The sequence below is a fragment of the Sorangium sp. So ce281 genome (assembly GCF_051527395.1).
GTDB classification, from domain to species: Bacteria; Myxococcota_A; Polyangia; order Polyangiales; family Polyangiaceae; genus Sorangium; species Sorangium cellulosum_B.
The window spans coordinates 3854904-3867866 of the sequence record NZ_CP150322.1 but is presented as its reverse complement, the minus strand read 5'-3'; the positions used below and the strand labels follow the sequence as shown (position 1 = coordinate 3867866).

Annotated in this window: 10 protein-coding genes; 9 read left to right on the top strand and 1 reads right to left on the bottom strand. The window is 69.7% G+C overall.

Annotated features, from left to right (window positions below; genetic code table 11):
* Positions 1-411: 411 nt before the first annotated feature.
* The 9 genes from WMF27_RS14780 to WMF27_RS14740 all read left to right on the top strand — a co-directional run bounded on the left by WMF27_RS14780 (position 412) and on the right by WMF27_RS14740 (position 11977).
* Positions 412-2190 carry a carboxypeptidase regulatory-like domain-containing protein gene (locus WMF27_RS14780; RefSeq protein ID WP_437768238.1) on the top strand — a complete coding sequence of 593 codons (1779 nt, stop codon included), beginning with the start codon at positions 412-414 and terminating at the stop codon, positions 2188-2190.
* 144 nt (positions 2191-2334) lie between these two features.
* The gene (gene ftsY, locus WMF27_RS14775; protein ID WP_437768239.1) at positions 2335-3699 is read left to right on the top strand and encodes a signal recognition particle-docking protein FtsY; all 1365 of its coding nucleotides are present in this window, start codon (positions 2335-2337) and stop codon (positions 3697-3699) included.
* 658 nt (positions 3700-4357) lie between these two features.
* Positions 4358-5053, top strand: coding sequence for an outer membrane beta-barrel domain-containing protein (locus WMF27_RS14770; protein ID WP_437768240.1), 696 nt, complete (start codon positions 4358-4360; stop codon positions 5051-5053).
* Positions 5054-5126: 73 nt separating this feature from the next.
* Positions 5127-6005, top strand: coding sequence for a hypothetical protein (locus WMF27_RS14765; protein WP_437768241.1), 879 nt, complete (start codon positions 5127-5129; stop codon positions 6003-6005).
* 272 nt (positions 6006-6277) lie between these two features.
* Positions 6278-7039: a HEAT repeat domain-containing protein gene (locus WMF27_RS14760; protein ID WP_437768242.1), complete on the top strand. Its 762-nt coding sequence runs from the start codon at positions 6278-6280 to the stop codon at positions 7037-7039.
* 245 nt (positions 7040-7284) lie between these two features.
* Complete coding sequence (locus WMF27_RS14755; protein ID WP_437768243.1) at positions 7285-8946, top strand: hypothetical protein; 1662 nt, start codon at positions 7285-7287, stop codon at positions 8944-8946.
* 11 nt (positions 8947-8957) lie between these two features.
* Positions 8958-10406 (top strand): cytochrome c3 family protein, encoded by a 1449-nt coding sequence (locus WMF27_RS14750; RefSeq protein WP_437768244.1) that lies wholly within the window; start codon positions 8958-8960, stop codon positions 10404-10406.
* A 108-nt stretch (positions 10407-10514) separates the two neighbouring features.
* Positions 10515-10769: a hypothetical protein gene (locus tag WMF27_RS14745; RefSeq protein WP_044964942.1), complete on the top strand. Its 255-nt coding sequence runs from the start codon at positions 10515-10517 to the stop codon at positions 10767-10769.
* 77 nt (positions 10770-10846) lie between these two features.
* The gene (locus tag WMF27_RS14740; RefSeq protein WP_437768245.1) at positions 10847-11977 is read left to right on the top strand and encodes a hypothetical protein; all 1131 of its coding nucleotides are present in this window, start codon (positions 10847-10849) and stop codon (positions 11975-11977) included.
* A 16-nt stretch (positions 11978-11993) separates the two neighbouring features.
* Here WMF27_RS14740 and WMF27_RS14735 read toward each other — a convergent pair whose 3' ends face one another.
* The gene (locus WMF27_RS14735) at positions 11994-12890 is read right to left on the bottom strand and encodes a diguanylate cyclase (RefSeq protein ID WP_437944211.1); all 897 of its coding nucleotides are present in this window, start codon (positions 12888-12890) and stop codon (positions 11994-11996) included.
* Positions 12891-12963: the final 73 nt, after the last annotated feature.

Sequence of the window (12963 nt, the reverse complement as noted above, 5' to 3'; positions counted from 1 at the left end):
CCGTGGCGATCGGATCAGCGGGTCTACGCCCGAAATTCGGTGCGCACACGCTCGCACTTTTGCCTTGCATTCGCTCGCTCCTCGCTGCGACCAGACTGGACGGTTTGACGCGGCCTGCCCGCGGCGCTTCAACGCGTGAACCATGTTGGGCTCACGGCGAACACGGCTTCACCATCCGCTTGTCTACCCACCGCTGCCGCCATCGACCCGACGCGCTGCCGCGAGCTCGCGTGCACGTCCGCTCACGTCCGCTTACGTCCGCACTCGCCGCTTGCTCGCTCGGTCGCGCCGCGGGCGCCGGGCGAGCGCGAGCTCGGCACGGCTCCGGATCGGCTTCCCCTTGCCCGTACCGCGTCGGCGTGACGGATAATGCGCGACCATGACGAGGAGCTCGCCGGAGGCCTTCGGGAGATGCGCGGACTGAGACGATGCCTGCCGTGGGCGCTCCTCGCGGCCACGGCGCTCGCGGCGGCGCCCGCGGCGCACGCGCAGACGCAAGGTGCGCCGCTCCGCATCCATGTGCGCGGAAGCGCGCAGATCGAGGCGGTCGCATGGACCGAGCCCGACGGGTTCGTCGTGCGCGGAAGCGTGGTCGACGACGCGCGGAGCGCGATCGCGGGGGCGCCCCTCTCCATCGATGCCCTCACGAGCGCCGGCGCCCCCGCGGTCCTGCCGGCGGTCGACGGGTGCGCGGCCGACGGCGCGGCGCGCGCACGCGAGCCTCGCCCCTCGCAAGGCGGCTACGTGATCGCGACGGACGAGCGCGGCGGGTTCTGCCTCCGCGGGCGCGCGCCGCTCGCGGACGCGACGCTGCGCATCCGGTTCGCAGGGGGAAAGCTCTACGACGCGGTCGAGGCGAAGATCCCGATCGAGGCGCACGCGGCCCCGCTCGCGCCGGTGATCCTCCGGTTCGATCCGCCGGTCGACGCGGTCGATCTCGATCGCCCGACGGTGAACGTCACCGTGGCGCTCCGGCTCGATCGCAGCGGCGCGCGCGGCGTCGGGAGCGGCGCGCCGCTCGAGCGCGAGCGCCAACCGATCGTGCTCGAGGACGAGCGCGGCGCGCGGCTCGCGGAGGCTCCGACCGGCGGCGACGGCCGCGCGCGCTTCGAGCTCCCGACCGAGCGCCTCGACGGCGCCGGACAGGGCGTGCTGCGCGCGCGCTTCGATGGCACCGCCGCGCTCGCGAAGGCGAGCGTCAGCCAGAGCGTCGTCCGGTACGCGCAGGTCACGCTTGCGCTGTCGCATCCTGTCGAGCCGGCGCGCGCGGAGGACGGCGTGCCGATCGACGTCGAGGTGCGCTCGTCCCGCGGCCCGGTCGAAGGCGGCGTGGTCGAGGCGCTGCGCGCGGGCGAGCCCGTCGGGGCGGCCACCGTGACCGGCGGCAAGGCGCGGGTGATCGCCGCGTTCACCGCCGAGCGAGCGGGGGCGGTCCCGATCTCGCTCCGCTACGTGCCCGCCGCTCCGTGGTGGATCCCCGGCGCGGAGCTCGCGATCGACGTGCCCGTCGCGGGCCCCGGGGCGTGGCGGCAGATCGCGCTCGGCGCCGCCGTCCTCGCCATCGCGGGCTGGGTGCTCGGCGGATGGCGGCGGGCGCCGAAGCGCGCCGCGACGGCGCGCGCGGGCGACGAGCGGCCCGTCGCGCCGCCCGGCCGCGCCGGCGTGCGCGTCATGGGTCCGCTCGAGGGCGCGACCGGCTGGCGCGGCGCCGTCGCCGACGCGCATGACGGAACGCCCATCGCGCGCGCCGAGCTCGTGATCGTCGTCCCCGCCTTCGACGGCAGCGGCGTCATCGCCCGCGCGCTGACCGACGACGTCGGCGAGTTCTCGATCGAGGCGCCGTACCGGAGCGACGCGAGGCTCGTGGTCCGCGCGCCGATGCACAGCAGCCATGAGCAGGCGCTCCCGTCGCCGAGCAAGCTGGGCATCGCGCTGGTCACGCGGCGCCGCGCCGTCCTCGATCGCCTCGTCCGCTGGGCGCGGCGCCAGGGAGCGCCCTTCGAGGGGCCGCCGGAGCCGACGCCCGGGCACGTGCGCCGGGCGGCGAGCAGGGTTCAGCAGCGCGAGGTCGAGCTCTGGGCGAGCCGGATCGAGCACGCCGCCTTCGGCCCCGATCCCGTGGACGAGCGGATCGAGCAGGACCTCGGGGCGTCGGAGCCCAAGCCGGGCGCCTCGCCGCTGGCCCCGTGAGCCAGGCGACGGGGCCCGCGGAGCGCCGGCCCCGTCGCCGCGCCGATCTGCCGTTTCGCTGGTCGGATCGCGCCCCCGCGCGACCGCACGTTGACGTATGGGGTGCGTCCCATATAGTCGGCTCCCTCGCCGGAGAACGCCAACGTGGAAATCGCCCTAATTATCGTCGGCCTCGTCGTGATGGCGGCGATCGTCTACTTCGTCACGAAGAAGGCGCCGCCACCGGAGATCGCAGCGCCCCCCGAACCGAAGAAGCTCCAGGAGAAGGCGAAGCAGCCCTCCGAGAAGCCGGCGGACAAGCCGACCGAGAAGCCGCGTGCCCCGAAGAAGCCTCCGGCGGAGGAAGCTCCTCCGGCGAAGGCGAAGGAGCCCGCGCCGCAGGAGGAGCCGCCCGCGGCGGCGCCCGCCCCTGTCGAGGCGCCCGTCGCGCCGCCGCCCGCCATCGCGCCGGCGGCGCCCGAGCCCGCCGTCGCGGAGGCGGCCGTCGCGCCCGCGATCGAGGCGCCGGCCGTCAAGCCGGCCGCCAGACCAGCGCGGGAGACCGCGCCTCCGGCCGCGCGCAAGCGAGACATCGAGGGGCTCCGCAAAGGCCTCACGAAGGTGCGGGAGAGCGAGGGGTTCTTCGGCCGGCTGAAGGCGCTGTTCGCCGGCAAGAAGGAGATCGATCCCAACGTCGTCGAGCAGATCGAAGAGGTGCTGCTCACCTCGGACGTCGGCGTGAAGACGACAGAGCTCCTCCTCGACGAGATCCGGTCGGCGCTCAGCAGGAACGAGCTCGCCGACACCGACAAGGTCTGGGACGCGCTGCGCGAGCACGCGAAGCGGATCCTGCGCGTCGGCGCGGGCGGCGGGCTGCCGCTGAAGGCGCAGCCCACCGTGGTGATGGTGGTCGGCGTGAACGGCGTGGGAAAGACGACCACGATCGGCAAGCTCGCGACGCAGCTCAAGGCCGAGGGCCGGACGGTGGTGCTCGCGGCGGGCGACACGTTCCGGGCGGCGGCGGTGCAGCAGCTCAACGTCTGGGGCAAGCGCGTCGGCTGCGAGGTCGTGCGCGGCAAGGACGGCGCGAACCCCGGCGCGGTGATCTTCGACGCGATCCAGAAGGCGAAGGACACCGGCGCCGACGTGGTGCTCGCCGACACCGCCGGCAGGCTGCACACGAAGACGAACCTCATGGAGGAGCTGTCCCGGGTCGCGCGCACCATGAACAAGGCGCTCGAGGGTGCGCCTCACGAGACGCTGCTCGTGCTCGACGCGACGAACGGCCAGAACGCCATGCAGCAGGCCGCGCTCTTCAAGGAGGCGCTGCCCATCACCGGCATCGTGCTGACGAAGCTCGACGGCACCGCCAAGGGCGGCGTCATCCTCGGCATCTGCGCCGAGCACGGGCTGCCCGTCCGGTACGTCGGCATCGGCGAGCGCGCGGAAGACCTCCGCGAGTTCGAGCCCGACGAGTTCGTCGAGGCGATGCTCGGCCGCGCCAGCGGCTCCGAAGACGCGGCCGCCTGACGCGCACTCCGCGGCGTGAGCGCCGGCGGCGCTCGATCTCTCCTCACCACCCAATCGCGCGGCTCGACACCGGTCCAACCAACGGGCGATGGCTCCGATGTCTCGGCACGCCGCGCCTTTCCCGCTGAACCCGTCAGGGGTCACCATCGTCGCGCCCTCGGCGCAAGCACACCGGCGATCCGAGCCCGCGGTGATTGTGCAGCGAGTCTGCCGCTCGCCGCGTGCCCACCCGGCGGGTCCCCTCTGCGACGCCGCCGGTCGTCCGTGGCAAAAGGATTTGGTTGTTGATCCTTTTATTTTCGACGTGATATAGTCCGTCGGGCTTGGCGGTTGACCGAATTATTTAATGAATTCGAGTAGTTAGGAAGCTGTTGTACTACCTGGGCGATCGATCGCTCGCATCGCACGGACTTCGGAAGGGATGGCGATGAACCAGGCTCGCGTGGGGATTCTCGTTGCGGCTGCGCTGGTCGCGATGCCGCTTACGGCGTTGGCTCAGCCAAAAGAGCAACCCAAGGAAATCAACCTCGACGAGCCAGAGACTCCTGCCGAGGGCACGGAGCCGGTGGAGGCGCCCGCGGCCCCTGCCGAGGGCGGCGAGACGACTGGGCTTGGGGACATCTGTGCGATCGACCCGACGGCGTGTCCTACGATCAATTTGGAGAAGGAGGCCGCGAAGGATCTCAAGAACGAGACCTACGCGGTGCAGCAGATCTACGCGCTGCGCTACCACCGCTTCGAGGTGAACCCGTACTTCGGGCTGACGATGAACGATCAGTTCGTCGGCCACAACGGGCCGGGGCTCGCGGTCAACTGGTACCTCACCAACGTCCTCGCGATCGGGGTCAACGGCAACTGGTACGGTGCCCTCAACACGCCGTCGGACTTCAACTTCCAGACGAGCAGGGCGGCGCGTGTCGGCGAGCCGATCACCGAGTATCAGTGGAACGCGAATGCGAACTTCACCTACGTCCCCGCGTACGGCAAGTTCGCCGGGTTCAGCGACTTCATCTTCCACTACGACTTCTTCGTGCTGGGCGGTGTCGGCGCGATCTCGACGAGGCCGATGGCCGTCGTCGATCCCGACAACCGCACCTTCGACTGGAAGCCGAAGCTCTCGTTCCACGTCGGCGGTGGCCTCCGCATCTTCTTCAACCGCTGGTTTGCGGCGATGTTCGAGGTCAGCGACTACATCTTCTTCGACGAGCTCGAGAACCCCAGCGTCGACACAATCAACCCTCAGGACAAGAGCACCTGGCTCGCCGAGGGGAAGAGCTTCACCAACAACGTCCAGGCGCAGGTCGGGCTGTCGGTCTTCCTGCCGTTCTCCTGGGAATATCGGCTGCCGAAGTGAGGATTTTGGACGCGGGGACGCGCAGACGCCGAGCGCGAGACATAGGATGATTCAGCCAAAGACGGGGACAGGCATGATGCGTCGATTCGTCCAGAGCCTCTGCACCGTGGTGGCAGGGCTTACCGGCTGTGCACTTCTGATGACGGCTGCGCCCGCGGAGGCGCAGGAGATTCAGCTCACGGGCCCTCTGGCCGGCGCGCCGGCCGTGCGGAAGCTCCGGCTCCACCGTGACGGGCGGTTCGAGGTGGCTCCAGGCGCATCGTTCACGCTGCTGGACGAGTACCGGCGGACGATCATGCCGGGCCTGCGGCTCACCTACCACTTCACGGACTGGCTCGGCTTCGGCGCCTGGGGCGGGTACGGGTTTCAGTACAACGCCGGGTTGACGGACGAGCTCCAGCGCGTCGCGATCGACGGGCGTAACTGCGACGCCCAACCGTTCACGAAGGCGTGCCAGCTGACCAGCGTCAACCTGACCAAGGGCGACCTGACCAAGGATCAGCTCGGACAGATCCAGTGGGTCGCAGCGCCCCAGGTCACGGTCGTTCCCTTCCGCGGAAAGCTGGCGCTGTTCGCCGAGCTCTTCGTTGACACCGACGTGAGCTTCTTCGCGGGAGCCGCGGCGATCGGCGTGAAGGAGCGCAAGGAGTGCGGCACGACCAACCAGAACGCCTGCTCGGAGACCTTCGGGCTCGAAAGCCGCATGGCCTTCGCGCCGACGTTCGGCCTCGGCTGGAACTTCTACCCATCGGACTTCATCGGCTTCGGCGCGGAGTGGCGCGCCCTGCCGTTCGCATGGAATACTTCGGGCTTCGACAACCACGGGCTCGGAACGGACGAGGCGTTCCCTGACCGCAAGGTGGACGACAAGGACCGCGAATTCCACTTCACGAGCATGGTCACCGTGAGCCTGAGTATTCAACTCCCCACCGGCATCAAGACGACGGAGTAGACGGCTGCGCCGGCTCGCGGTGACCGAGCCGGTTCGCCCGGGATAGCTCGGGCGGGAAGCACCCTCTGCAGGGAGCCACTCTAGCGGGGTGCAGGTTCGTGTGATACGGGCTCAGCCGCTAGGCAGGCGCGTGAGGCATACGAGAGGTTGCCGCTGCGAGCCGAACGACGTGGGTGAGCCGGTAGCGCACGAAGATGCGCCCCGCTATAGATCAGGCGACGTTCGCCGGGTAGCTCGGACCGGGCGGCGGGGACAGCCACCAGAGGTCAGCGTTGGGTATTTTCGATTTTCTCCGCAAAAGCAATCCCCCTGCCGGGGGCGCCCCCTCCGACAAGAAGGTGGCCGGGCCTGCGAAGGTCGTCGCGGACAAGCGCGCTCAGACGTACGACCGCCTCGACGCCATCCAGTCGCTCGCCGCGATGAAGAGCGCGGATGCGGCGGCGGCGCTCCTCAGGCGCTTCACGTTCTCGATCGACCCCTCCATCACGGATCAAGAGGAGAAGGATCTGGCCTTCCGGGGGATCGTCGATGCGGGCAAGGACGCGGTGCCGGCCGTGGTCGAGTTCTGCATCAAGGCCGAGGCGCTCACCTGGCCGCTCAAGATCCTGCGGGCGCTGCTCGACGACACCGGGTACCGGACCGAGCTCGTCCAGCTGCTCGACCGCTTCGACACGGAGTATGCGCGCAACGTCGAGCCGAAGCAGCAGCTCATCATGGCGCTGGGCGACATCAAGGGCGACGACGTGCGGGTGGGGGTCGAGCGGTTCCTCGACGATGTCAACGAGACGGTCCGCTTCCACGCCGTGCAGACCATATTTTCCCAGGGCGATGAGGCGAGCGTGCCAGCGCTGGTGAAGATGCTCGCGACCGAGGAGTCGGTCCGGGTGAAGAACAAGGTCGCCGAGGGGCTGATGACCCGGGGCTGGACGGTGCCGGCCGAGCTGCGGAGCAGCGCGAGCCAGGCGCTCCAGGACTCGAACGGCTTCAGCGTGGGCTCGGACGGCAAGCTCCGGAAGGGCGCCGGATACAGCTGACCCGGCGCGCATCGTGACAAGTCCGTTCGTCCTGCGATCGGGTTGACAGCATCACCGCGCGTGGACGAAACTCCACGCCATGCTTGTTCAGCCCTCGGCGGTAGCTGAGAGCGAAGCCGCGCAGACCGGCCCGCACAACAAGACGAAAGCGAGCGCAGTCTGTGATTGAGCACCGCTCAAGGATGGCGGAGCTTCCGTCACGACATCGTCCCCGGCGCCCCAGCGACGCGCGCCCAGGCACGCTCGTGGGGAGCGCCCGTCGCGTTCCCCTCCGTCGCCTCCCCCTGTCACGCGCGCTGGCCGCGGCGTGCCTGCTGCCTTGCGCGCTCGCCGCGCGCAGCGCGGCCGCAGCCGACTTCGAGGTCGAGTCGACGACCGGCGTCCAGGCCTACGAGGTCGCGGGCCCCTGGGGCGACACGAACATCGAGCGGCGGCGGCTCCTTCAGACGCTGGGGCTCGCCGTCTACAACCTCCAGGGCGACTCCGCCCCAGGCGGGGCCGACTACTCGGCGACCGTGCGGCTCCGGCTCGACGCGGACTTCGGGATGAATGGTCACCTCGACGGCGCGCAGCGGGGCGGCGAGACCGACTACAGCGTCGATGGCGGCTCGCGCTACATCCCGGGGCTGCGCGAGGCGCCCCTCGATCTGATGTACGCGTACGTCGAAGGGCGGAACGTCGCCAGCGGGTGGCTCGGCTTCCGGGTCGGCCGCCAGTACGTGAGCGACGTGCTCGGGTGGTGGTCGTTCGACGGCGCGCTCGTCCGGGTGACGACGCCCTACTACGTTCAGCTCGAGGCGTACGGCGGGCTCGAGCAGCGCGGCGGCCTGCCGCTCTCCACATCGCGCTTCGAGCGGCAGGGGATCTGGCGCGGCAGCCACCGGGGATTCGGTGACGACCGGACTCAACCCGGAAGCGCGGCCGATTTCCCGTCGTATCAGGAGGCCGATCTGGCGCCGGCGTTCGGCGTCGCGCTCGAGAGCGCCGGCCCGAGCTACATCCACGGTCGCCTGACCTACCGCCGCGTTTACAACCTGGGAACCTCCGTCACCCAGCAGTTCCCGGATCCGGACGGAGGCGTCCGGACGTCCGACGGGTCGCGCATCTCGCAGGATCGGCTCGGGTACGCCGCCAACATCAACAAGCCGGACCTTGGCGGCATCAAGGGCGGAGTGACGTACGACTTCTACAACCAGCTCGTCGGCTCGTTCTACGGCGGCGTGGAGGTGTACGCCGGGAGCCGCGTCACGCTGGGGGCGGACGTCGACTACTTCGTTCCGACGTTCGACGCTGACTCGATCTGGAACTGGTTCACCCACGATCCCATCACCACGATCACCGGACGGGCGGCGGTGGACATCACCCGCGAGCTCGACGTCGCGGCCTGGGGCGGCACGCGGATGTGGATCGCCGAAGGCAACCCGGAGGAGTTCGGCGCTGGCCAGTGCGAGGCGGTGGAGCGACCAGGCTGCGTCGGCGCGACGTCGCTCGATCCGAATGACGGCGATCTCCGCGACTACGCGCGCGACGAGAAGAACCGGGCCACGACGATCTCGACCGATGTGCTCGCGAACCTCGCGGGCCGCTACCGCACGCGCACGACGTCGGTCGAGCTCCGCGGGATGCTGCAGACGGGGGAGCGCGGGCGGCGGACGGGGGCCGATCTCTCGGGAGAGAAGCGGCTGAGCGGTCAGCGCTACGCGCTCGGAGCGCGGATGTCGCTGTACGACTGGGAGGATCCGCTCAGGCCGGACCGGGGCGCGACGTCGTTCGGATATGTCCTCGGGGCCGGGTATCGGCCGGGCGAGGCCGCAGATTTCAAGATCGAGTGGGAGCACGACATGAACCGGCTTGTGGGCCAGCGCTTCCGGGTCGTCGGCCTCGTGAACCTGCGGGTGGCGCCGTGAGCGAGGAACGCATGGACGCAAGACAGGACAGACGCCGCCGCGCTCGGCGAGACGAGGCGAGGTTCGTCCCTGGGTGGGTCGCGATCGTCGCATGCCTGGGCGCGCTGGCGCTCGCGATCGTGGGCCCCGAGGCGGCTGCCCAGGCGAAGCCACCGGCGGCAGCGGGAGACGACAGCGCCGAGACGGCGGATGACGACGCCGAGGAAGGCGACGCCGAGGGAGAGGCGCCCGCCAAGGCGCCGCGCGGCGCGTACACGTCGGGCCTCCACCCGATGCCCGCCGACGCGGAGGTGCCGCTGGCGTGGATGCCGCCTGGGACGAGCGCGACCCCGGTCCCGAGCGACGAGATCTACCCCCCGCAGACGCTGACGATCCGCTTCAACCACAAGAAGCACGTCAAGGGGCTCAAGCAGACGTGCAAATCGTGCCACGGCGCGGCCTACACGAGCGGCGCGGTGACGGACCGGCTGCTGCCGAAGCCGAGCGAGACGTGCGACAACTGTCATGATGTCGATCACTCCGACCTCACCCAGGTGAAGGCGGGGACGAACGAGAACGGACAGTGTGCGTACTGCCATATCGGGGAGAACGCTGGCAGCGACGGAAAGGTGGCGCCGCTCGTGCTGCCGCACGCGAACCTCCGCTTCCCTCACGCGAAGCACGTGAACCGGAACATCAAGTGCAGCCAGTGCCACGGCCGCGTCGACCGGATCGAGCTCGCTACCCGTGATCAGCTGCCTCGCATGGCCGGCTGCTTCACGTGCCACAACATGAGCGGCGCGGCCCAGGGTGAGGCGAAGAGCGACTGCGACGTCTGCCACCTGACGCGCCCCGACGGGCGGCTCGTGACGGCGTTCGCCACGGGCGATCTGCTGCCGCCCGCGTGGCTGCACAGCGCGGGGCACACGCCCGACTGGCTCGAGCGGCACAAGCAGGTCGCCGCGAACGACAGCGCCTTCTGCGGGTCATGCCACAGCGCGAACTACTGCACCGACTGCCACGACGGGAAGATCCGTCCGCGCAACGTCCACCCGAACGACTTCCTCTCGATGCACCCGCAAGCGGCCCGGCAGGACAATCCTCGCTGCGTGAGCTGCCATCAGGAGCAGACGTTCTGTGCGGACTGTCACCGGCGGACGGGCGTGGCGCGCGAGGCGCCGAGCGCAGCGCGGCCCGCGGGGCGCCGCTTCCACCCCCCGCCGGCGGAGTGGACCACGGCGCCGCGGAGCGCGAAGCACCACGCCTGGGAAGCAGAGCGAAACCTGAATGCGTGCGTTTCCTGCCACACCGAGCGGGACTGCGCGACCTGCCACGCGACGCGCGGGGCGTCAGGCGGGCAAGGGCTGAACCCGCACCCCCTCGGCTTCGAGAGCAAGTGCAAGACGGCGTTCTCCCGGAACCCGCGTCCGTGCCTGGTGTGCCATCAGTCGAGCGACAGGTTCGTGCAGCGGTGCCAATGAAAAGTCAAAATCCGTCAGTATATTCCTTGCCCTGGCCTTCCGGCGACGGGTATAGCGAAGTGCGCGCGGCTTCCCTAACGATCGCCGCGAACGCCAAGGAGAACGGGCGTGAAGGAGCTGATCAAGTACCTGATCGACAACCTCTATCTCGATTTCCAGGGGGAAATCACGCTGGAGACAGTGCGGGGCTTCCTCCGCGAAGACGACGGACGGGAGGCACGCCAACTTTTGTCGAAGCTCATCGAGGAGAAAGGGGTAGACGACATGCTGATCACGCTGGCCGACTGTCTCAAGGAGCACATCCAGTCCGGGGTGAACGAGAAGGTCGTCCGCGAGCAGCTCTCGCTCTACTCAGAGAGCTGAGCACGCTGGCTCGCGCCACACGCCTTGCCCCCCTCCCCCTCTGTCTGCAGGCGGCCCTCGTTACGGCCGGCTGCGACGTGGGGGAGGCCACGCTCCAGCCGATCGACGCCCCTCCTGTCCAGCTGATCGAGGCGCGCGCCACGACCAGCCTCGACCAGAACTACCAGCCCGTCCGCACCGCGCTCGATCCCACCGGCACGACCGAGGTCCTGTCGACCGCGAGCTTCGTGCTGAAGTTCGATCGTTACCTGCTGCCGAGCTCGGTGAGCGCCACGGTCGGCGCCGAATCCGTGTGCGTCTCGGGCGATCTGGCCACGGTCCAGACCTACGCGGACTGCATCAATCCGATCGCCCTGGCGCCCACGTACAACCCAGTCCAGCGGGAGGTCATCTTCCGCCAGATCGAGGGCATGCCGGGTCTGGTTCCCGGGACCCGGTATGCGCTGACGGTCTTCAAGCCGGCGGACGAGGCTGCGCCGTCCGGCGTCCGCGCGTTCGACGGCGCGCCCCTCGGCGGCAACACGCGCATCGAGTTCTCCGTCGCGGCGACGAACCCGCCTCAGGCGATGCCGGAGCGCCCGCCGAGCGGCGACTTCTTCTGCCAGCGAGACCTCGAGTGCGTCGCGGCCACGGCAGCTTGCCAGGGCGACGCTCCCACGGATCCGACGTGCGTCGCCTGCGTGAGGGGCGCCGCGTACTACCTCTTCTACGGCTGCTTCGGGTGCCACAACGGCGGGAGCGCCGCCGCAGGGCTCGACCTGAACCTGGGCACGGCGTTCAACCAGCTCGATCCGCTGTTCAAGACCGCGATCGGGCGCACCGCGCACCAGACCCAGATAGGCGAGAAGGCGCACGTGGCGGAGGCATCCCCGGAGCGCTTCGGCAGGGCCATGCCGCTCATCGACCCGGGAAACCCGGGGAACAGCTACCTGCTCTACAAGCTCCTCATCGGGCAGAGCGCGCTCGACCCCTCCTTGCCCGCCGATGCGGCGGAGAAGCTCCGCCAGGAGACCGAGCGGCTGCAGGCGGCGTTCGTGGTGGGGATGCCGATGCCGCCCCCGCCTTCAAACCCCATATTCTGGTTCCACCCCCAGACGCCGGAGGATCAGGACACAACGCCCTACGTGGACGGTATGGACATCCTGTCCGCGTGGATCCTCAACGGCGCCGCGCCGCGAGACTGCTCCGCCCCGGCTGCCTCGCCCTGACGGCGCTTGCGCGGCGTCACATCACGCGATTCCGCCCGGCCTTCTTCGCATGATAGAGCCGCTCGTCGGCGCGGCGGTAGAGCTCCATCGGCGAGACCGGCGCGTCCGGGGTGACGCCGGCGACCCCGAAGCTCGCGGTGACGGCGACCTCACCCTCCTCGAAGCGGAACGGCGTGCGCTCCACGAGCGCGCGCAGCTTCTCGGCCACCAGGCGGGCGCCGTCGACGGCGATCTCCGGCACGAGCAGGGCGAACTCCTCCCCGCCGACGCGCGCGAGGATGTCGTCGCGGCGGACGTTCGCAGCGGCGAGCGCGGCCATCTGGCGGAGCACGGCGTCGCCCGTGAGGTGCCCGCGGGTGTCGTTGATGTTCTTGAAGTGATCGATGTCGAACATGATGAGCGCGAGGTGGCGATGGTAGCGGCAGGCCCGCGACACCTCGCGCTCCAGCGCGACCTCGAAGGAGCGCTTGTTGTGGACCTGCGTCAGACCGTCGAAGGTCATCAGCCGGTAGATCTCCTCGTGATACGAGAGCTCGACGTTCCCACCCTGGATGAACTTGAAGATCGTCCGGCCGATCTTCACCTGGTCACCGTCCTTGAGGGCGCGCTCATCGACGGAGACGTCGTTCACGTAGGTGCCATTGGTCGAGCCGAGATCGCGGACAACGTAGCTCATCCCCGTCCAGGAGATGCGCGCATGACGCCGGCTCACCGCGTCGTCGTCGAGCGGGATATCGGTCTGTATGGCGCGCCCACACTCGATCGCCCCGGTCCCCAGCGCGATGCGGCGCCCGAGCTCGGTGCCGTAGATCACCACCAGGCACGCGGTGCCCGGCGCCACCGGCAGCACCGGCGGGGCGATCGCGGTGCAGGTGACGAGCGTCTGCCGATGATCGTTCTCGTGCTTCGCCACGCTAGGGGACCCAAGTACACCAGAGCCGACGTGCCAGGGCAACGCGCGTCGCGCGTCGGACATGGTAGGCTTC

Bases quoted from the DNA above. Each gene is read 5' to 3' on its own strand.
- WMF27_RS14750 (WP_437768244.1), top strand. From the start codon at position 8,958: ATGGACGCAAGACAGGACAGACGCCGCCGCGCTCGGCGAGACGAGGCG.
- WMF27_RS14780 (WP_437768238.1), top strand. From the start codon at position 412: ATGCGCGGACTGAGACGATGCCTGCCGTGGGCGCTCCTCGCGGCCACG.
- WMF27_RS14765 (WP_437768241.1), top strand. From the start codon at position 5,127: ATGATGCGTCGATTCGTCCAGAGCCTCTGCACCGTGGTGGCAGGGCTT.